The following is an 18,981-nucleotide window of genomic DNA, read 5'->3' on the forward strand; positions in this document are numbered from 1 at the left end:
AATCCACCCATGACTCTCGCGTACTCCCTGCCCGCCGTCGAACCCATCGATCAGACGATGCGTGCCGAACTGCAGCACCTCATCGATACGAAGACGAAGCCGCCCGGCAGCCTTGGCCAGCTCGAGACGCTCGCCCTGCAGATGGGCCTGATCCAGCGCACGACGCAGCCGCGCATCGAACGTCCGGTGATCATCGTGTTCGCCGCCGATCACGGCATCGCCGCGCAAGGCGTAAGCCCGTATCCGCAGGCGGTGACCGCGCAGATGGTGCTGAATTTTCTCGCCGGCGGCGCGGCGATCAACGCGTTCTCCAGCGTCGCCGGTGTGACGCTTGAAGTCGTGAACGCAGGCGTCGCGACGCCGCTGCGCGCCGCGGCCCAACTCGTCGATATTCCGGTCGCCCTGGGCACGCGCAATTTCGCGCACGAGCCGGCGATGACGCGCGCTCAGGCGCAAAGCGCGTTGCAATCGGGCGCGGCGCGCGTGCGCCATCACGCGGCGCTCGGGACGAACGTGATCGGCTTCGGCGAGATGGGTATCGCGAACACCTCCGCCGCCGCGTGCCTGATGAGCCGGCTATGCGCACTGCCGATCGATGTCTGCGTCGGGCGCGGCACGGGTCTCGACGATACGGGCCTCGCGAAAAAGCGCGACGTGCTTGCGGCGGCGCTCGAACGTCATACGAACGTGACTGAACCGCTCGACGTGCTCGCCACCTTCGGCGGCTTCGAAATCGCGATGATGGCGGGCGCTTACGTCGCGGCAGCCGAAGCACGCATGACGATTCTCGTCGACGGCTTTATCGCGACCGCTGCACTGCTGGTGGCGTTGGCATTGGCGCCGGCGGTGCGCGATTACTGTGCATTCGCGCATGCATCGAACGAAACTGGGCATCGTCGGATGCTCGAACATCTGCGGGCCGAACCGCTGCTGGCGCTCGATCTGCGCCTGGGTGAGGGCACCGGCGCGGCGCTCGCGGTGCCCCTGCTGCGCGCGGCCGTCGCGTTCGTCAACGAGATGGCGAGTTTCGAATCCGCAGGCGTGGCGGATCGCGATGCGTGAACCGTCAGACGCCGCCGGACCATCGCGCCGCGCGCGGACTCACCCCATGTCAAGTGAAGGTGCGCGACGATGAATCCGCTCGCCCAGTTGCGTTCGGAGTTGCGTTACTTCTTCACGGCGCTCAGTTATTTCACGCGCGTACCGGCGCCGCGCTGGGTTGGCTACGCGCCTCACTATCTGAATGGTGCGGCCCGCTACTTCCCGCTGGTCGGCGTGCTGGTCGGTGCGCTCGGCGCGCTCGTCTACCTCGCGGCGTTGCGCTTCTTTCCTGCGGGCATTGCGGTACTGCTGTCGATGGCGGCAACGCTTTTCGTCACCGGTGCCTTTCATGAGGACGGCCTTGCGGATTGTGCTGATGCGTTCGGTGGTGCCTATTCGCGCGAAGATGTATTGCGCATCATGCAAGACTCGCGGATCGGCGCTTTCGGCGCGATCGCACTGGTGATCGCGCTCGCGCTCAAATGGCAGACGCTCGCGGTGTTGCCGCCACTGCGCGCCGCGTGGCTGATGATTGCCGCGCACGCGGCAAGCCGTGCATGCGCGATCAGCTATCTCGTCACACTCGATTACGTGCGCGCGGAGGGCAAAGCAAAACCGGTCGCGCAGCGGATGACGCGCGGCGCGTTCGCCTGGGCAATGCTGTTGGGGGTGCCGTGGCTTTTCTGGCCCGACTGGCGCGAAGGTTGCTTGATTACAGGCGTACTGTTCGCACTGCGTATTGCACTGGGTCGCTACTTCGTGCGTCGCGTCGGTGGTTATACCGGCGATTGCCTTGGCCTCGCGCAGCAGATATTCGAATTGGCTATTTACCTGACGGGGGTCGCATGGATGTGGTCCTGATTCGTCATCCGGCGGTGAGCGTCGATGCCGGGGTTTGTTACGGTGACAGTGACGTGCCGCTCGTAACAGGGCCTGACGTGTCGGCCGAAGCGCTCGCGGTACGTTTGGCGACCTTGCAGGTGCCTGCGCCGCGTGTCGTGCTGACGAGTCCGCTTACGCGCTGCGCGACCGTCGCCGCCGCGCTTGCCGCCAACTTCGGCTGTACCGCGAGCAGCGACGACAGCCTGAAAGAGATGAACTTCGGCACATGGGAATTGCAGCGCTGGGACGATATCGATCGTGTGCTGCTCGATGCGTGGGCTGAAGATTTCGAAGGCGCGCGCGTGCATGGCGGCGAAAGCGTCGCGCAGTTTGTCTCGCGTGTGCGCACCTGGTTCGACGTGTTCGAGCAGACGCGCGAATTGAGTCCCGCGTATGTGGTCACGCATGCGGGCGTGATGCGGGTGATCGCGGCGCTGACGCTCGGTCTTGCGGTTGACGCGTGTCTGCAGTGGGCGCTCGATGCGGGGGCGGTGGTGTGGTTGCGGCGTAACGATGTGTCGATGAAGTGGGCGATCGTGCGGTGGAATGCGTGATCGCTTGCCGAACGACACGTGCACGGGCGTGCGTATCGGCGCGCGTCAGTGATTGATCTAAGGCTGCCGTGGCGCCGGCCTGCGCGAACGCGCGATGTCGAGGTCCGCGCACAATTGCGCAGCGCCTTGCGCAACACGCGGCGTGGGACGGCTGATCAGATCGCCATCGATGGCAAACAGGTTGTTGCGCGCGACCGCGGTGATCGCAGGCCATCGGCGCCAGGTGTCGAGCTGCGGCAGCGCGGCGTTCGGTGCGGTGGCGCCCGGCGCCGCGGTCACGATGGCCTCCGGGTTCGCGGCAAGCACCGCTTCGATCGATACGGTTGGCACAAGCGGCTCGAGCTGGGCGAATACATTGCGCCCGCCGCATAGCGCGATCACGTCGCTGATCAGATGCGAGCCATTCAACGTCATCAACGGACGGTCCCATACTTCGTAAAACACACTGACCGGTGACTTTGCCGCATACCGCGCGCGCAATTGCGCGATGCTTTGCCGGTATGCGCTCGCCGCGTTGTCCGCGACCGGCGATGTGCCGAGCAGTTCGCCCAGCTTCGTGAGCGTGGCCGCGATATCGTCGAGATGACGCGGCTCGCTGAAAAACAACGGCACATGCAGAGCGCGCAGGGGTTCGATCTGCAGCTGCGCATTGCCATGTCGCCACACGACGATCAGATCCGGCCGCAACGCGGCGATGCGCTCGAGATCGAGCGCCTTGTTGTCGCCGACGCGCGGCAACTGCTTCGCTTCAGGCGGATAGTCGCTATAGCTGACCGCGCCGACGATCTTCGTCCCGCCGCCTGCCGCGTAGAGCAGTTCGGTCGTGTGCGGCGCGAGGCTGATGATGCGTTGTGCGGGAGCGTTGAGCGTGACGGCGACGCCGGTGTCGTCGGTGACGGTGATGGGTGCCGCTGTCACGATCGACGGATGTGCGCTCGTGACAGCGATACACGCGATGCAGGCAAGCCGCGCAATGCGGGTGAAGGGGAAGGCAAGACGGCGTCGCACGTACATGACTCTAGCGTGCGCGACGCGCATCGATCACATGCACGCTTTCTGCGACCGCGCGTTCGAGCCGCGTCCAGTCGTCTGCCGATGCGGGTAGGCCGACGCGCACGCTTGCCGGCTGCGAGTGGGCAAATAGCCGCGTCCAGATGCCGCGCTCCGCAAGCGCGCGATGCAGCGCATGCGCGTGTGGATCGGCAGTCCAGCAAAAAAGCGGCGTCGCCTGCACGGTAAACCGTTGCGCGCGCAACAACGTCGCAAGCCGTTCGCCGGCCGCAGTGACACGCTCGCGCATCTGCTGTTGCCAGTGCGTATCGGCAAACGCCGCCGATACCGCGTGCCGCGCGGGACCGCTGACCGTCCATGCACCGAGCGCGTCGAGCAACGCGTCGAGCAAGTCGGGCTGGGCCAGCACAAAACCCGCGCGCACGCCGGCCAGCCCAAAGAATTTGCCCGGCGAACGCAGCACGATGAGCCCCGGCCGCGCGACGCATGAGGCGAGCGATGCCGAAGGCGCCGGCATTGCATCGGCGAATGCTTCGTCGACCAGCAACGTGCCGCCGCGCGCGGACAATTGCGCGTGCCAATCGAGCAGCATGTCCGCACCGGCGTAGTCGGCGGTCGGATTGTTCGGATTGACGATCACTGCATGGGTGATCGCGTCGGGCAACGTGGCACGCGTCGCGTCGAGCGGCGCAACCTGATGCCCGGCGCGTGCGAATGCCGGTGCGTATTCGCTGTAGGTGAGCGGCGCGATCGCGACCGTCGCGTGCGGCAGCAGCGCGGGCAGCGCGCGAATCGCCGCCTGGCTGCCCGCGACGGGCAGCACGTGCGACGCGTCCGGCGCGCCGTAGTAGCGCGCGGCGAGCGCGGCGAACCCATCGCCGTCGTCGGGCAGGCGGCGCCATGCAGCGGCGGGAACGGGCGGCACCGGATAGCCGTGCGGGTTGACGCCCGTCGACAGATCGAGCCACTGGTCGTAAGGAATGCGATACAGGCGCGCGGCTTCGTGCAGATTTCCGCCATGCTGGACGGGGTGAGCGGGGAGGTGGGCGGGGGTGTGGGTCATGGGCGGAGGGAAGCCATCATCGCGGGCCAGATCGGATGCGTGGAATGTCACGCCTGAAACGGTACGCTCAACAGCGCGAGCACGATCAGCACGGCGAGCCACAGAATCCCGGTGCGCTCGACCAGCGCGAGCGCCGCGTTCACATGCGCGGCGGTTGCCGGCTGCCCTGCGCCGAGCGTCGGCCGGCGCTCGATCTCGCCGTTGTAGACCGCGGGCCCGCCGATCAATACGTTCAGGCTGCCAGCCCCCGCGGCCATCACCGGCCCGGCGTTCGGGCTGTCCCAGCGTGCCGCCTGCTCGCGCCAGCAGCGCCACGCGGTGCGCGTGTCGCCGAGCAGCGCGTAGCTCGTCGCGGTAAGGCGCGCCGGCACCCAGTTGAGCACATCGTCGATGCGCGCGGCGGCCCAGCCGAAGCGCAGAAAGCGCGGCGTCCGGTAGCCCCACATCGCATCGAGCGTGTTGGCGAGCCGGAACGCCAGCGCGCCCGGACCGCCGAGCAGCGCAAACCAGAACAGCGCGCCGAACACCGCATCGTTGCCGTTCTCGAGCGTTGACTCGACCGCTGCGCGTGACAGTGCCGCTTCGTCCGCATGTCCGGTTTCGCGCGACACAATCCGCGACGTCAGTTCGCGCGCTGCGTCGATATCGCGCCGCGCGAGCGCCTGCGCGATCGGCGCGATATGTTCGCGCAGGCTGCGCGCGCCGAGCGCGAACCACAGTAGCGCAACGTGCAGCACGCAGGCGAGCGTGACCGGCAGGATCTCGACCAGCACCCAGCTCGCCGCGACTGGCGGAACCACGGCCAGCAGCCACGCGAACAGGCCCGCTGGCCGGCCGCGGCGGCCGGTATTGAAGTGCGCTTCGAGCCGCATCGCGACGCGGCCGAACGCTTCGAGCGGGTGATGGCGGCGCGGCTCGCCGAACCAGCGGTCGACGATCATTCCGGCGGTCGCGCAAGCCGCGATCAGGGGCATCGACAGCATGATCAGCGGCCGCTCGCGTCAGGCGCCGGCGCATTGAGCACCGCAGCTTTCAAGACGAGCGGCAGGCCCGCGACCATCAACGTCACCGCCGCGGCGCGCGCGGCGATGCGTTGATTGAGCCGGCCGAGTTCATCGACATACAGGCGTGTCGCGGCGCCGAGCGGCACGACGCCCAGGCCGATCTCGTTGCTGACGACGATCACTTTCGATTGCGCGGCGGCCAGCGCCGCATCGAATGCGTCGAAGTGCGTTTGATAGTCGCCGGTAGGTGTTGCATTGTCGGGCGGGCACAGCAGGTTCGCGAGCCACAGCGTCAGGCAGTCGATCAGAATGCAATGACCGGGCGCGTCCGCGGCCGCCAGCGTACCGGCCAGATCGACCGGCGCCTCGACGACGCGCCAGTGCGCCGGCCGTCGCGCGCGGTGCTGCGCGACCCGGGCGGCGAATTCGTCATCGGCGACGCGCGCGGTCGCGATGTAAGTGACGGGGCGTGCGCTGTCGCTCGCAAGCTGCTCGGCGTGCGCGCTCTTGCCGGAGCGCGCGCCGCCGACGATCAGGGTGACGTCGGGAGAAATCATCGCGTGATTGTACCGGCGCGATGGGATAATGCGGCCTTCGCTTCGCCTATAGCGCGACGTTTGCCGTTGCGCCCGTCGCTTCGTGACCGCATCCACTTCTTCTTCTCCCGTTCCACCTCAGGCCCAGTCCGCGGATCGGCCCGCGGATCATTCCGCTGGTCGACCCGCCGTTCGACCCGGCCAGCCCGCGGTGCCGCGCGGCACGCTGATGATCCAGGGCACCACGTCCGATGCGGGCAAGAGCACGCTCGTCGCGGGCCTGTGCCGGCTCGCGCGCCGCGCCGGCGTGCGGGTCGCACCGTTCAAGCCGCAGAACATGGCGCTCAATAGCGCGGTGACGGTCGACGGCGGCGAGATTGGCCGCGCGCAGGCGTTGCAGGCGATCGCCGCGGGCATCGACGCGCACACGGACCTGAATCCGGTGCTGCTCAAGCCCACCAGCGATCGCGGCGCGCAGGTGATCATCCACGGCAAGGCGCGCATGAATCTCGACGCGCGGGCGTATCACGACTACAAGCCGGTCGCGTTCGAAGCGGTGCTCGAGTCGTATGCACGCCTGCAAACGACGTACGACACGATTTTCGTCGAAGGTGCGGGGAGCCCGGCCGAAGTGAACCTGCGTGAGCGCGACATCGCGAATATGGGGTTCGCGGAGGCGGTCGACTGTCCGGTCGTGCTGGTCGCCGATATCGACCGCGGCGGTGTGTTCGCGCATCTGACAGGCACGCTCGCGTGCCTGTCGGCGAGCGAGCAGGCACGGGTGCGCGGTTTCATCATCAACCGGTTTCGCGGCGATCCGGGCCTGCTGAAACCGGGGCTCGACTGGCTCGAAGCGCGCACCGGCAAACCGGTGCTCGGCGTCGTGCCCTACCTGCACGGTCTGACGCTCGACGCGGAAGATATGCTGCCCCGCGAACTGCGCGCCGCGGCTGATGCGGACCACGCCGCTGGCATGGCGCCGGGCAACGTGTTGCGCGTGGTGGTGCCGGCGCTGCCGCACATCAGCAATCACACGGATTTCGACGCGCTGCGCGCCCACCCGCAGGTCGATTTCCACTATGTCAAAGCCGGCGCGCGTCCGCCCGCCGCCGATCTGATCATCCTGCCCGGCTCGAAGAACGTGCGGGACGACCTCGCGTTCCTGCGCGCGCAGGGTTGGGACGCGGTGCTGCAGCGGCATCTGCGCTATGGCGGCCGCGTGATCGGCGTGTGCGGCGGAATGCAGATGCTCGGCCGCGAGGTCGCGGACCCGCACGGCGTCGAAGGCGCACCCGGCAGCATGGCGGGCCTTGGCTGGCTCGATTTTTCGACGACGCTGACGCGCGAGAAAACGTTGGAAATCGTGACCGGCCGACTCGCGCTGTCAGGCGCGCCCGCGCTAGCGGGCTACGAAATTCATATGGGCGAGACGGACGGTCCGGCGCTGGCGTCGCCGGCGGTGCAGCTCGACACGGCCGACGGTCGCGAGCGCCCGGACGGCGCCATGTCCGCGGATGGGCAGATTCTGGCGACCTACGTGCACGGTTTGTTCGACACGCCGGCGGCTTGTGCGGCGCTGCTGGAATGGGCGGGGCTGGCCGCCGCGCCGCCGCTCGACTATCCGGCGCTGCGTGAAGCGTCGCTTGACCGGCTGGCGGATACGCTCGCCGCGCATCTCGACCTGCGGCGGCTGTTCGGCGCGATCGGCTGAGCGAACGTCAATGCCGATGCTGGCCGCCCTCCGCTGCCGGCGGCGCGGGCTCGATTCATTCCTGATCGGAAATAATCTAAGCGTCTGACACGATTTTTCGCGCAAATCGGTTCGAATACAGTCGGTTCCCAGCGATGACGCAGCGTGCGTCGTCCGTCCTTCACTTCGGAAAAGGAACCGCCATGAACCGTCCATCCGTCGCCGCTCAGACGGCCAATGCCGATTTCGCCGCGTTGCTGCTGCGTATCGCACTAGGCGTGCTGTATCTCGCGCACAGCCTGCAGAAGATATTCGTTTTCACGCTTCCTGGCGCCGCGCAGTTCTTTGTGTCAGTCGGTTTTCCGGGTTGGCTCGCCTACGTGACGACGTTTGTCGAACTGTTCGGCGGCATCGCGCTGCTGCTGGGCGTTCAGGTGCGCTGGATTGTGCTGGTGCTGCTGCCGTTCATGCTGGGCGCGCTGTCGGTGCATTTCCACAATGGCTGGGGGTTCGCATCGCCGAACGGCGGGTGGGAGTATCCGGCGTTCTGGGCGGCCGCGCTGGCGGTGCAGTCGCTACTGGGCAACGGCGCATTCGCGCTCGGTCGCGCGCCCGCGCAGCGGCTGGTCAAGCTGTAACCGCGCTGGCGCTCGAGGTCAGTACAGCACCATCTGCGTACACCGGAACAGCGCGATCACCTTGCCGCCCGGCGCGTACACGGTCGCGTCCCACACCTGCGTGTTGCGGCCCAGATGCGCGCCCTGCGCGACCGCGCGGAGGGTCCCCTCGGTCGCGGTGCCGAGGAAATTGCTTTTCAGTTCGACTGTCGTAAAGCTTTGCGCGCTCGGCGGCAGATGGGCGAGGCATGCGTAGCCGCACGCGGTATCGGCAAGGCCGATGACCGTCGCCGCGTGCAGATAGCCGTTCGGTGCGAGCAGCTCGGGCCGCACCGTCAACTCTCCGGTAAGCGTGCCTTCGTCGAGCGCGGTCGCCCGGAAGCCGATCAGATCCGGCAGCGTGCCGGGTTGCAGCGCGCGCAGCCATTCGAGGTCGCGCTCAGTACGCAGTTTGCTCATCGTACGGCTCCCGAAAAAGGGAAGGGGTTTATCCAAATCGGTGCCGGGGGCTTTTGAGCCGGCGCGGATTTGCCGATATTATCAACGCCTGTGCCGCCAAGGGAGGCGCCCAGTAGGGCCATCACGCCCCGGCGGCGGGGCCATTTGAGATAATTCGACAACTAGCAGGCCTTCTTCCCGGGAGAATTCATGACGGTCATCGTGGTGGCGAATCCGAAGGGCGGCGTGGGCAAAAGCACGCTCTCCACCAACCTGGCGGGCTATTTCGCGGCCGAGGGCGAGTGGGTCGCACTCGCCGATCTCGACCGGCAGCAGTCCGCGCACGCGTGGCTCGATCTGCGTCCGAGCGGCCTGCCCGCGATCGAAACGTGGCACGTCGACCCGGATTCGCCCGTGAAACCGCCGAAGGGCCTTGAGCGCGCCGTGATCGATACGCCGGCCGGATTGCACGGCAACCGGCTGAACATCGCGTTGGGTCTGGCCGACAAGGTGATCGTGCCGCTTCAGCCGTCCATTTTCGATATTCTCGCGACCCAGGAATTTCTCGAGCGCCTTGCGAAGGAAAAGGCCGTCAGGAAAGGCTCGATCGAAGTCGGCGTGGTGGGGATGCGCGTCGACGCGCGGACGAAATCCGCCGATCAGCTGCATCGTTTCGTCGAGGGGTTGAATCTGCCGGTGCTCGGTTTTCTGCGCGATACGCAGAATTACGTGCAGCTCGCCGCGCACGGCCTGACGCTGTGGGACGTGGCGAAAAGCCGTGTCGAGAAGGATCTGGACCAATGGGAACCGATCCTCAAGTGGACCAACGGCCGGGCCTGAGCAGCGATGCGGGAAGACCCGCGCCGCGTCGCCGGGTCATAGCCGGCGGCCGTACCGTGACGGGGTATTCGTTCAGTCAGTCAGGTCCAGCTTTGCGTCGGCACATGGTCGCGGCTGCCCTTGATGCGGTTCTGCTCGTCGACGAACACCAGATTCGGCTTCCAGCCTGCCTGCAATTCCGCTTCATCGATCATCGCGAAGGCCGCGATGATCACCAGGTCGCCGAGCTGCGCGCGCCGTGCGGCTGAGCCGTTCAGCGAAATCATCCCGCTGCCGCGCGCGCCCTTGATCGCATAAGTCGAAAAGCGCTCGCCGTTGTTGATGTTCCAGATGTCGATCCGCTCGTTTTCGACGATATTCGCGGCTTCGAGCAGGTTCTCGTCGATCGCACACGATCCTTCGTAGTGCAATTCGCAGTGCGTGACCGCGGCGCGGTGGATCTTCGATTTCAGCATATGGCGTTGCATGGCAATTCCCTTGCGCGAGCCGAACTCGCCGGCGCGCGTCAGATTTCCAGATTGTCGATCAGGCGCGTCACGCCGAGCTTCGCGGCGGCTAGCACGACGAGCGGCGCCTCGGCTTCGTGTGCGGCGGGCGGCAGCAGGTTCGCGCGCTTGCGGATCGCGATGTAGTCCGGCTTCCAGCCGCGCGTGGCAAGTTGCGCCATCGCTTCGCGCTCGAGCGCCGCGAAATCGCGCCGGCCCGCGTGCACCGCATCGCGAACGCCATTGAGCGTGGCCGCGAGGTGCGGCGCCTCGGCGCGCTCGGCCGCTTCCAGATAGCGGTTGCGCGAACTGAGCGCGAGCCCGTCGGGGTCGCGCACGGTTTCCGCGGCGATGATATCGGTCGGCAGCGCGAACTGTTCGCACATCGCACGCACGATCATCAATTGCTGGTAGTCCTTCTTGCCGAACACCGCGACGCGTGGCTGCACGCACGACATCAGCTTCATCACGACCGTGCACACGCCGGTGAAAAAGCCGGGCCGGAACTCGCCTTCGAGAATGTCGCCGAGGTCATGCGGCGGATGGACGCGGTATTCCTGTGGCTGCGGGTACATATCGCGCTCGGTCGGCGCGAACAGCACGTACACGTTTTCCTTCTGCAGCTTGTCGATATCGGATTCGAGCGTGCGCGGGTATTGGTCGAAGTCTTCGTTCGGTCCGAACTGCAGACGGTTCACAAAAATGCTCGCGACCACCGGATCGCCGTGCTGGCGCGCAAGCCGCATCAGCGACAGGTGGCCTTCGTGCAGGTTGCCCATGGTCGGCACGAACGCGGTGCGGTTCTGGCCGCGCAACTGGTCGCGCAATTCCTGGATCGAACTGATGACTTTCATGATCGGATGGTTGTCCTCACGCGGGCCGGTGCCGCTGGGCCAGGCGACAAAAATAAGCGACGGCGGTAAGCGTCGTGCGTGCTACGGTCGCAGCCCGGAAGCGGTGCCTGACAGACTGCACAGCGGGGCTGCAAAGCCGCGAAGCGGGGTCCAAAGCGCGGGATTGTAGAGGATTTGCGAGCGCCGCGCACCATGTTGAGGCGCGCCCCGTGCTGTAAGACTACGCCGGCAGATAGGCAAGCCGCACGTAGATGGGGGCGAACGGTTCGGCCTGCGTGATTTCGATCAGCGACTCGCGCGATAGCTCGAGCATCGCGATGAAGTTCACGACCACCACCGGCACCCCGCGCGACACATCGAACAGTTCTGAAAACTCCATGAAGCGTGCATTTTGCAGCCGGCGCAGGATCACGCTCATATGTTCGCGTACCGACAGTTCCTCGCGGGAAATGCGGTGATGCTGCACCAGTTTTGCGCGCTTGATCACATCGGCCCATGCGGCGCGCAGATCGTCGGTATTGACGTCCGGAAAGCGCGGCGTGATGCTCTGCTCGATGTACACCTCGGCGCGCAGGAAGTCGCGGCCCAGTTGCGGCAGATGATCAAGCTGCTGCGCGGCGAGTTTCATCTGCTCGTACTCGAGCAGCCGCCGTACGAGTTCCGCGCGCGGGTCTTCCGCTTCTTCACCGGTGTCGGCTTTCTTCACCGGCAGCAGCATCCGCGATTTGATCTCGATCAGCATCGCCGCCATCAGCAGATATTCCGCCGCGAGTTCGAGGTTTGTTTTGCGCAGCTGTTCGACGTAGCCGAGGTACTGCGCGGTCACGTCGGCCATCGGAATGTCGAGCACATTGAAGTTCTGCTTGCGGATCAGGTACAACAGCAGATCCAGCGGGCCTTCGAAGGTCTCGAGAAAGACTTCAAGCGCGTCCGGCGGGATGTACAGGTCCTGCGGGAGCTTGAAGAGCGGTTCGCCGTACAGGCGCGCGAAAGCGATGCCGTCCACAGTGTCGGGCGTGGAGTCTTTCGTGGGCGCGGTGAGCGCGGCGTTCGCGGGCGCTTTATCAGGTCCGTGCGCGGGCCCATGCGCAGGGGTATGCGCGGAACCTTGCGCAGCCGGAACCAGCGCGGCGCGGGCCTCGTCGGCGGAAGACACGTTCAGAAGTTCTGGTAGTAGACGTACGGCGTTTGCTGGACGCGCGACGATTGTTGCTCCGCGCGTTCTTCGAGGTCGATGGGCTGCTTGTCCCACAACAGCGAGCGGCCGCGGCGCTGTTCTTCTTCGAGTTGCGGCTTTTGCGTTTTCAGCTGATTCAGGAACTGCGTGATGTCCGACTGATACATGGCTCGATGTCCGTGAAAGGAGAACGCGCCGCGAGGGCGGCCGTTCGGGTCGGACGTAATTTTAGCGCATGCGAGGGCACCGCAAGCGAATCTGTGGGGAAAGGACCGGTGCAAGGCCGTCAAGCGACGGCTGGCGCCGATTAATTCGGGATGCGTGGGCGCTCCGATGTGGTCAAATAACAGCCTTCAGTCCTGCCGCGGACTGGCCTAACCTGAGAAACAGTCAACAATCGCCGGAGGTCGCGTTTGGCGGGGTGGTCAATCGAACCGTCGCAATCGCGGCACGGGCGGCGCAACGCCGTTCCGAAGCCGCACCGCGCGTCGGGGCCGCTGCCCGCAGCGCGGCTTTGGCGCGCTTGGCTCGTATTGACAATGGTCGCCGTGCTGTTTCTGGCGGCGGCGGGCGCACCCTCGGCGTATGCGGCACGAAAGCGTGCGTCGTACGACGTCACCATCGATGCGACGCCGCGTTCGCTGCGCAAACTGCTCCAGGACCACCTCGATATCGCCCGCTTCGCCACGCGCGACGACATCAGCAGCGAACAATTCGACTTTCTTGTCACCGCGACACCGCAACAGGTGCGCGACCTTGCGGCGACGCAAGGTTACTTCACGCCGGTCGTGCGCACCGACGCGCGCACGATCGACGGCCGGCGCCTGGTCACCGTGCATGTCGACCCCGGTCCGCAAACCATCATCTCGTCGATCACACTGTCGTTTCGCGGTGCGGTCGAGACGGAGGACCCCGCGCAGGAAAACGCGACCCGTTTTGCGTTCTCGCTGCACGAGGGGGACCCGTTTACGCAGTCCGGCTGGGACGACGCGAAGAACGCATCGCTCAGGGCGCTGCAGGCGCGCCGCTACGTGGCCGCGAAGATTTCCCTCTCCGAGGCGCGCATCGATCCGCAAACGCATAGCGCGACGCTCTCGGTCACCTACGACAGCGGTCCGACCTTCACCTTCGGCAATCTCGACATATCTGGCACGCAGCGTTATCCGGAAAGCATCATCCATAACGTCAATCCGATTACGCCTGGCCAGATCTACGACGTGCAGCGCGTGACCGAACTGCAGCGCCAGCTACAGAACACGCCGTACTTCGCGAGCGTCGCGATCGACATCGACAACGATCCCACGAGGCCGCTCGAAACGCCGATGCACGTGAAAGTGAGCGAATTTCCGTTTAACAGCGTGCGCGGCGGCGTCGGCTATGCGACCGACACCGGCGCGCACGTACAAGGTTCGTACACGTATCTCAACACGTTCGGCGTCGCATGGCCGTTCACGGTGTCGGGCCGGATCGACCAGATCCAGCAGTTCGGGCAGATCCAGTTGTCGATGCAGCCCGGCAACCGCGGCTGGACCAACAGCGCGCTCGCGTCGTACACGACCACCGATGTGTCCGATACGCGCATCTACAGCCTGCGTGCGGGCGTGCAGCGCACACGCACGTCGCAGTATCTCGATTACTCGTATTCGCTGCTGTATTACCAGGACCGGTTGGACCAGAACAGCGCCCCGCCGACCACGGCCCGCGCGCTCGTGCCCGGATGGGCATGGACCCGCCGCAATACCGACGACCCGCTGTTTCCGCGCTCCGGCAACCTGATTCGCGCGGAAGCCAGCTTCGCGGTGAAAGGCGCGGCCGATCAGACGTTTATTCGCGGCTATGCGCGCGGGCAGCAATACGTGCCGGTCGGCCAGAGCGATCTCGTGCTGTTTCGCGCGGAGCTCGGCGCCGTGCTCACGAGCGGGCCGTCGAGCGGCGTGCCGGCGTCGCTGCTGTTCCGCGCGGGCGGCTCGAACTCGGTGCGCGGCTATAGCTTTGACGGCATCGGCAACAACGTCGGCGGCTCGGTACTGCCGACCAAGTACCTCGTGACGGGGAGTTCCGAATATCAGCACTGGTTCAGTCACGACTGGGGTGCGGCGGTGTTTTTCGATATCGGTACCGCGACCGATAACTGGCACGAGAAGGAGTTCTTCCCTGGCGTCGGCTTTGGTGCGCGCTGGCGCAGTCCGGTCGGGCCGGTGAACCTCGATCTCGCCTATGGGATTCGCGATCGTAGCGTGCGTCCGTACCTGACGCTCGGCATTGCCTTCTGATCAACCTTGTATCCGACTGCACGCGAAGCATGACCACAGACCGTATCGCCAACCTGTCATCGTCGGAACGCCCGGGTGAAGTGCCGCCCAGCGATGCCGATGGCGCGGGCGGCGCCGGTCGCGGGCCGGGCGGAGCCGATACGCCACCGCCGCCGCCGAAGCGCCGCCGGCGGCGTTTGTGGCGCGCGCTGGTCTGGGCGATCATCGCGCCCGTGCTGATCGTCGCGCTGCTGGCGGGTGCGCTGTATGGCGTCGTCGCGACCGAACGGGGCACCGCGTACGCGTGGCAGGCGGCGGTGAAGCTGCTGGGCGGCCGGCTGGGCGGCAGGTTCGAAGGCGGCACACTCGCGACTGGCGTGCGTCTGGCCAACGTGCAGTGGCGCAGCCTCGATGGCAGCGGCACCGAGATTCGCGTCGACCGTGCGTCGGGCAACTGGGCGCTATCTGGCCGGCCGTGGAAGTTCGTTGTCAATTATTTGCATGTCGGCACTATCGAAGCGCGGCTCGCGCCGTCGACCGAGCCGTCGAGCCCGCTCACGCTGCCACAGGATTTGCAATTGCCGATGCAGCTCGACGTGCGCGACTTGCGGGTCGACAAGCTGTTGCTGCACGAGGGCGGGTCGACCAGCGAATACGCGCGGCTGCTATTTCACGGCCGCAGCGACGGGCGGCACCACGAGGCATCGGTCGACCGGCTCGATACGCCGTTCGGCGCGGTCACCGCGTCGGCGAAGCTCGACGGTGTGCGGCCGTTTCCATTGACTGGCGAGGCCGGTTATGCGGGCAAGGTCAACGACGAGGCGGTGCAGGTGCGTGGGCACGTGTCCGGCACGCTCGAGACGCTGATCGCGGAACTCGACGCGAGTGGCATGAAGCTCGACGGCCATGCGCGCGTCGAGGCGACGCCGTTCGCCGATGTGCCGCTGCAGCGCGCGATGCTGACTTTCGATCACGTGAACCCGCAGGCGTTCGCGCCTGGCGCGCCGGCGGCGGACCTCACGGTGCGGGCGGATCTGCGGCCGGCGGGGGAGCGCGCGGCCGAGGCCGGACACAGCGCGAGCGGGACGGCGGCCAGTGGCGCGGCGACGGGTGCGGCCGGGGCCGGGTCTGCGGTTGCGTCCGCGGTTGGGTCCGCGTTTGGGTCAACCGCGACCGGCGCGTCAAACGCCGCTAGCGCATCGAGACCGGCAAGCGGAACCGGCGCGCAGCGCATGGCGGGGGCATCCACCGCCGCCAGCGCGATCAGCTCGGCCAGCCATGGCAGTACCGCCGGCGCGGCAGCCGCGGCCAGCGTCCCCGCTCCCGTCAACCCCGCGACGCGCCCGCGCGGCTTCACGGTGACCGGTTCGGTTTCGATCGTCAACGCCAAACCCGGCTCGATCGACCAGCACCTGCTGCCGCTGATCGACGCTCACGCCGATGTGCGACTCGACGCGCAAGCGCAGCATATTTCGAAGCTGGCCGTGCGCCTCGTCAGGAACGCGACGGTGACCGGCGACGGCGAACTTGCCGGCAAGCGCGGCCGCTTCGATCTGAAAGTGGCGCGGCTGGACCTGAACGCGCTTGAGGCAAGCATTCGGCCGACGCAGTTCGCCGGCCCGATCGCCACTCGCCTGAACGACGATATCCGCACCGTGACGCTCGATCTCGCCGACCCGCAGGCGGCGCTGCGTGTGCAGGGCAAGGTCACGCTCGACCCGGCGCGCACGAGCTTCAACGACGTGCGGCTGACTTCGGGCGGGGGACGCATCGATCTGTCCGGTGCGGTCAAGAACGACGCCAGTTCGACGTACAACCTGCGGGCGACGCTGACCGACTTCGATCCGCTGTCGCTGACCTCGATGATGACGCCCGCACCCACGTCGACCACGCCAGCGCGTTCCGCCGCGACAAGCGGCAGGCGCACACCCGTGCCGTCACGCACGTCTGCCGCCGCCGCACCCGCCAAACCGGCGCGCAAGATCGAAGCGCGCGTGAACGGCACGCTGAGCGCGTCCGGCCTGCTTGCCCCGACCTTCACGACCAAGGCGGAATTCAGGCTTGGCGAGAGCGTGTACGACAACCTGCCGATGACCGGCAGCGGCACGATCCAGCTGGCCGGCTCGCGCATTTTGCCGAGTCACGCGAACCTGTCGGTGGCGGGCAATCAGGTGGATCTGCAGGGCAGCTTCGGTGGCCGCGGCGATCGTCTGCGTTTTCGCGTCGATGCGCCGCAGCTCGATCGGCTCGGCTTCGGCGTCGCGGGCCTCGTCGAAGCGGACGGCGATCTCACCGGCACGTTCGCGCATCCGAACGTGACGCTCGACTACAAGGCGGACAGCGTCGTGTTCGGCGCGAACCGCCTCGGTCATGCGGCAGGCCACGCGGAGCTGCGCGACGGCGCGAATGGCGCGATGGTATTCACGACCGACGCGCGCAACCTGAGTACCGCGGGCGTCGAATTGAAGACGCTGACTGCGCGGCTGAACGGCACGCGCGCGAACCACACGATCGAGGCGGCCGCCACGGGCTCCCTGCGCGACCGGCCGCTCGATCTGTCGCTTGCCGCGAACGGGCGTCTGACCGATGCACGCGATGGCACGCATTGGGACGGCACGCTCACGCACCTGCAAAACCGCGGCACGCCCGCGCTGAACATGGAGAGCCCGCTTACGGTGAGCGCGGGCCCGCAGCGTCTCACGCTTGGCGCGACGCGCATCACGCTCGAAGGCGCGCTGCTCGATCTGAAGTCGCTGTCCTACGACCACGGGCGGGTCCATTCCGCGGGCACGCTGACCAGCGTCTCGGTGACGCGCCTGCAGCAGCTGCGCCAGGAGTTCACCGGCACCCCGCCGGCGACGAAGACCGACCTCGTGTTCGACGGCGACTGGGACTTCACGCTGGGCGACACATCGAGCGGCCATATTCAGCTCAAGCGCCGCAGCGGCGACGTGACGGTCGAAGTCGGGCGCGCCTTCGCGTCGCTCGGCGTCACCGATATCTCGGCGCGCGTGGACTTCGCCGCCGGTAATCATGCGAACGCGATCCTGCACGCGCAGGCAACCCGCGTCGGCGTGATCGATGCCAACGCGCACACCGCGCTCGCGATGCGCGACGGCGCGCTGACGCTCGACGAAGACGCGCCGCTCACCGGCACGATCAACGCGGATGTGCCGTCGCTGAAAACGACCGGCGGCCTGCTCGGCCCAAGCTATGTGCTCGACGGACATATGGCGCTGCGCCTCGCGTTAAGCGGCACCGTTGCGAAGCCGAAGCTGTCCGGGTCGCTGGTCGGCGACGGCCTGTCCGCGACGGCCGTCGACCTCGGCGTGCGCTTGACGGACGGCGTGGTGCGTATCGCGCTGTCGGAGAATCTCGTCGACTTCCAGCAGGTCGAGTTCCACGGCGGCGCGGGCACGCTGCGCGCGAGCGGCCGCGTGCGCCTCGACAATGCGGAGCCGGATCTGACCGCGAGCATCGTCGCGAATCAGCTCGAACTGTTCGCGTCGCCGGACCGGCAATTGACGCTGTCAGGCAGCGCGACTGTCGCGAACGCCGGCCAGCCGGGCGGGATCGCGATCAACGGCAAGTTCAATATCGAGCATGCGCGCTTCGACATGCCCGAGCAGGCGGCGCCACGCCTCGGAGACGACGTCGTGATCGTGCGGCCGGACGGCACGCTGTCGGGCGGCCGGCCGCGCGAGCCCGGCGACGCGAACAGGCCGGTCAGCCCATTTGCCCCGCGCGCGAATATCGAAATCGACCTCGGCAACGACTTCCGCTTCCGTGGCCAGGGCGCCGACGTCGGGCTGCGCGGCACGATTACCGCGCTGTCCACGCCGGACGTGCCGCTGCGCGCGGTCGGCAATGTCCGCGTGACGGAAGGGTCGAGCTATACCGCGTTCGGCCGCAAGCTCGCGATCGAGAATGGCTTCTTCACGTTTAATGGGCCCGTCGCGAATCCGGGCATCAATATCCTGGCGATGCGCCGCAATCAGGAAGTGGAGGCGGGCGTGCAGGTGACCGGCACAATCCAGGCGCCGGTCGCGAAGCTTGTCTCCGAGCCCAACGTGCCGGACAACGAAAAGCTGTCGTGGCTGCTGTTCGGTCACGGTACCGATCAGGGCAACAACCTTGGCCAGCAGAGCACGATGACGGCCGCGCTCGCGTTGCTTGGCAGCGCGGGCGGCAAGCGGATCGCGCAGACCTTCGGGTTCGATGAATTTTCGATCGGCCGCAGCGAGGTGGGTCTGACCGACCCGCAGGTGGTGATGGTGTCGAAGGCGATCAACGAGCGGCTCGTGATCGGCTATGAGCAGGGGCTGCAGTCGGCGAGCAATGCGGTCAAGGCGACGCTGAACCTGACGCGCTACTGGTCGGTTGCCGCATACGGCGGCACGTTCCAGGGGATGGATCTGCTCTATACGCGGCGCTTCGATCGCTGGCCGTGGTTTTCGCGCTAACCGCGCCGACGCGCGGCAGGCCGATCAAGAAAAAAGCACGCCGGCTGGCGTGCTTTTTCGTCGAGTGTGCGGTG

Annotated in this window: 17 protein-coding genes; 8 read left to right on the plus strand and 9 right to left on the minus strand. The window is 66.7% G+C overall.

The genetic code is table 11. The features are described from left to right. Positions 1-9: 9 nt before the first annotated feature. From cobT to HV796_RS30145, 3 genes are all read left to right on the plus strand, one after another. Complete coding sequence (gene cobT, locus HV796_RS30135; protein WP_175230998.1) at positions 10-1,062, plus strand: nicotinate-nucleotide--dimethylbenzimidazole phosphoribosyltransferase; 1,053 nt, start codon at positions 10-12, stop codon at positions 1,060-1,062. 69 nt (positions 1,063-1,131) lie between these two features. Further along, complete coding sequence (locus HV796_RS30140; protein ID WP_175231000.1) at positions 1,132-1,902, plus strand: adenosylcobinamide-GDP ribazoletransferase; 771 nt, start codon at positions 1,132-1,134, stop codon at positions 1,900-1,902. Then, positions 1,887-2,477 carry a histidine phosphatase family protein gene (locus HV796_RS30145; RefSeq protein ID WP_175231003.1) on the plus strand — a complete coding sequence of 197 codons (591 nt, stop codon included), beginning with the start codon at positions 1,887-1,889 and terminating at the stop codon, positions 2,475-2,477. Before HV796_RS30140 ends, HV796_RS30145 begins: the two co-directional genes overlap by 16 nt. Before the next feature lie 57 nt (positions 2,478-2,534). Here HV796_RS30145 and HV796_RS30150 read toward each other — a convergent pair whose 3' ends face one another. From HV796_RS30150 to cobU, 4 genes are read right to left on the minus strand one after another with little or no spacing between them, the layout of a single operon-like run. Beyond that, on the minus strand, positions 2,535-3,491 hold the full coding sequence (locus HV796_RS30150; protein WP_175231006.1) for a cobalamin-binding protein: 957 nt from the start codon (positions 3,489-3,491) through the stop codon (positions 2,535-2,537). 4 nt (positions 3,492-3,495) lie between these two features. After that, on the minus strand, positions 3,496-4,551 hold the full coding sequence (cobD, locus tag HV796_RS30155) for a threonine-phosphate decarboxylase CobD (protein ID WP_175231008.1): 1,056 nt from the start codon (positions 4,549-4,551) through the stop codon (positions 3,496-3,498). 47 nt (positions 4,552-4,598) lie between these two features. Further along, on the minus strand, positions 4,599-5,534 hold the full coding sequence (cbiB, locus tag HV796_RS30160) for an adenosylcobinamide-phosphate synthase CbiB (RefSeq protein ID WP_175231011.1): 936 nt from the start codon (positions 5,532-5,534) through the stop codon (positions 4,599-4,601). A gap of 2 nt (positions 5,535-5,536) precedes the next feature. After that, positions 5,537-6,112 (minus strand): bifunctional adenosylcobinamide kinase/adenosylcobinamide-phosphate guanylyltransferase, encoded by a 576-nt coding sequence (cobU, locus tag HV796_RS30165; protein WP_175231014.1) that lies wholly within the window; start codon positions 6,110-6,112, stop codon positions 5,537-5,539. 208 nt (positions 6,113-6,320) lie between these two features. Between cobU and HV796_RS30170 the strand changes: the two genes are divergently transcribed. Then, on the plus strand, positions 6,321-7,802 hold the full coding sequence (locus HV796_RS30170; RefSeq protein ID WP_175231017.1) for a cobyric acid synthase: 1,482 nt from the start codon (positions 6,321-6,323) through the stop codon (positions 7,800-7,802). 182 nt (positions 7,803-7,984) lie between these two features. After that, positions 7,985-8,419 carry a DoxX family protein gene (locus HV796_RS30175; RefSeq protein ID WP_175231020.1) on the plus strand — a complete coding sequence of 145 codons (435 nt, stop codon included), beginning with the start codon at positions 7,985-7,987 and terminating at the stop codon, positions 8,417-8,419. A gap of 18 nt (positions 8,420-8,437) precedes the next feature. Here HV796_RS30175 and HV796_RS30180 read toward each other — a convergent pair whose 3' ends face one another. After that, complete coding sequence (locus tag HV796_RS30180) at positions 8,438-8,857, minus strand: PaaI family thioesterase (RefSeq protein ID WP_175231023.1); 420 nt, start codon at positions 8,855-8,857, stop codon at positions 8,438-8,440. Between the two features lie 189 nt (positions 8,858-9,046). Here HV796_RS30180 and HV796_RS30185 point away from each other — a divergent pair, with 189 nt between their 5' ends. Continuing rightward, positions 9,047-9,676, plus strand: coding sequence for a ParA family protein (locus tag HV796_RS30185; RefSeq protein WP_175231027.1), 630 nt, complete (start codon positions 9,047-9,049; stop codon positions 9,674-9,676). A gap of 80 nt (positions 9,677-9,756) precedes the next feature. Here the strand turns inward: HV796_RS30185 and panD are convergent, their stop codons facing one another. The 4 genes from panD to HV796_RS30205 all read right to left on the minus strand — a co-directional run bounded on the left by panD (position 9,757) and on the right by HV796_RS30205 (position 12,359). After that, positions 9,757-10,143, minus strand: coding sequence for an aspartate 1-decarboxylase (gene panD, locus HV796_RS30190; protein ID WP_175231030.1), 387 nt, complete (start codon positions 10,141-10,143; stop codon positions 9,757-9,759). A 38-nt stretch (positions 10,144-10,181) separates the two neighbouring features. After that, positions 10,182-11,015, minus strand: a complete 834-nt coding sequence (gene panC, locus HV796_RS30195; RefSeq protein ID WP_175231033.1) for a pantoate--beta-alanine ligase — start codon at positions 11,013-11,015, stop codon at positions 10,182-10,184. Positions 11,016-11,235: 220 nt separating this feature from the next. Beyond that, positions 11,236-12,141, minus strand: coding sequence for a segregation and condensation protein A (locus tag HV796_RS30200; RefSeq protein ID WP_175231095.1), 906 nt, complete (start codon positions 12,139-12,141; stop codon positions 11,236-11,238). Between the two features lie 32 nt (positions 12,142-12,173). Continuing rightward, entirely contained in the window at positions 12,174-12,359 is a 186-nt protein-coding gene (locus HV796_RS30205) for a DUF3460 family protein (protein WP_175231036.1), read from the minus strand. Between the two features lie 246 nt (positions 12,360-12,605). Here HV796_RS30205 and HV796_RS30210 point away from each other — a divergent pair, with 246 nt between their 5' ends. Together HV796_RS30210 and HV796_RS30215 are read left to right on the plus strand one after the other, a co-directional pair. Beyond that, the gene (locus tag HV796_RS30210; protein WP_377692193.1) at positions 12,606-14,465 is read left to right on the plus strand and encodes an autotransporter assembly complex protein TamA; all 1,860 of its coding nucleotides are present in this window, start codon (positions 12,606-12,608) and stop codon (positions 14,463-14,465) included. Positions 14,466-14,494: 29 nt separating this feature from the next. Then, entirely contained in the window at positions 14,495-18,907 is a 4,413-nt protein-coding gene (locus HV796_RS30215) for a translocation/assembly module TamB domain-containing protein (protein ID WP_175231039.1), read from the plus strand. The last annotated feature ends 74 nt before the right edge of the window (positions 18,908-18,981 follow it).

The sequence above is a fragment of the Paraburkholderia humisilvae genome (assembly GCF_902859855.1).
GTDB classification, from domain to species: Bacteria; Pseudomonadota; Gammaproteobacteria; order Burkholderiales; family Burkholderiaceae; genus Paraburkholderia; species Paraburkholderia humisilvae.

Coding starts and splice junctions, on each gene's coding strand:
- HV796_RS30170 (WP_175231017.1), top strand. CDS start 6,321: ATGATCCAGGGCACCACGTCCGATGCGGGCAAGAGCACGCTCGTCGCG.
- HV796_RS30205 (WP_175231036.1), bottom strand. CDS start 12,359: ATGTATCAGTCGGACATCACGCAGTTCCTGAATCAGCTGAAAACGCAA.
- HV796_RS30215 (WP_175231039.1), top strand. CDS start 14,495: ATGACCACAGACCGTATCGCCAACCTGTCATCGTCGGAACGCCCGGGT.
- HV796_RS30140 (WP_175231000.1), top strand. CDS start 1,132: ATGAATCCGCTCGCCCAGTTGCGTTCGGAGTTGCGTTACTTCTTCACG.
- HV796_RS30180 (WP_175231023.1), bottom strand. CDS start 8,857: ATGAGCAAACTGCGTACTGAGCGCGACCTCGAATGGCTGCGCGCGCTG.
- HV796_RS30150 (WP_175231006.1), bottom strand. CDS start 3,491: ATGTACGTGCGACGCCGTCTTGCCTTCCCCTTCACCCGCATTGCGCGG.
- HV796_RS30145 (WP_175231003.1), top strand. CDS start 1,887: ATGGATGTGGTCCTGATTCGTCATCCGGCGGTGAGCGTCGATGCCGGG.
- cbiB (WP_175231011.1), bottom strand. CDS start 5,534: ATGCTGTCGATGCCCCTGATCGCGGCTTGCGCGACCGCCGGAATGATC.
- HV796_RS30185 (WP_175231027.1), top strand. CDS start 9,047: ATGACGGTCATCGTGGTGGCGAATCCGAAGGGCGGCGTGGGCAAAAGC.
- cobT (WP_175230998.1), top strand. CDS start 10: ATGACTCTCGCGTACTCCCTGCCCGCCGTCGAACCCATCGATCAGACG.
- panC (WP_175231033.1), bottom strand. CDS start 11,015: ATGAAAGTCATCAGTTCGATCCAGGAATTGCGCGACCAGTTGCGCGGC.
- HV796_RS30175 (WP_175231020.1), top strand. CDS start 7,985: ATGAACCGTCCATCCGTCGCCGCTCAGACGGCCAATGCCGATTTCGCC.
- cobU (WP_175231014.1), bottom strand. CDS start 6,112: ATGATTTCTCCCGACGTCACCCTGATCGTCGGCGGCGCGCGCTCCGGC.
- panD (WP_175231030.1), bottom strand. CDS start 10,143: ATGCAACGCCATATGCTGAAATCGAAGATCCACCGCGCCGCGGTCACG.
- cobD (WP_175231008.1), bottom strand. CDS start 4,551: ATGACCCACACCCCCGCCCACCTCCCCGCTCACCCCGTCCAGCATGGC.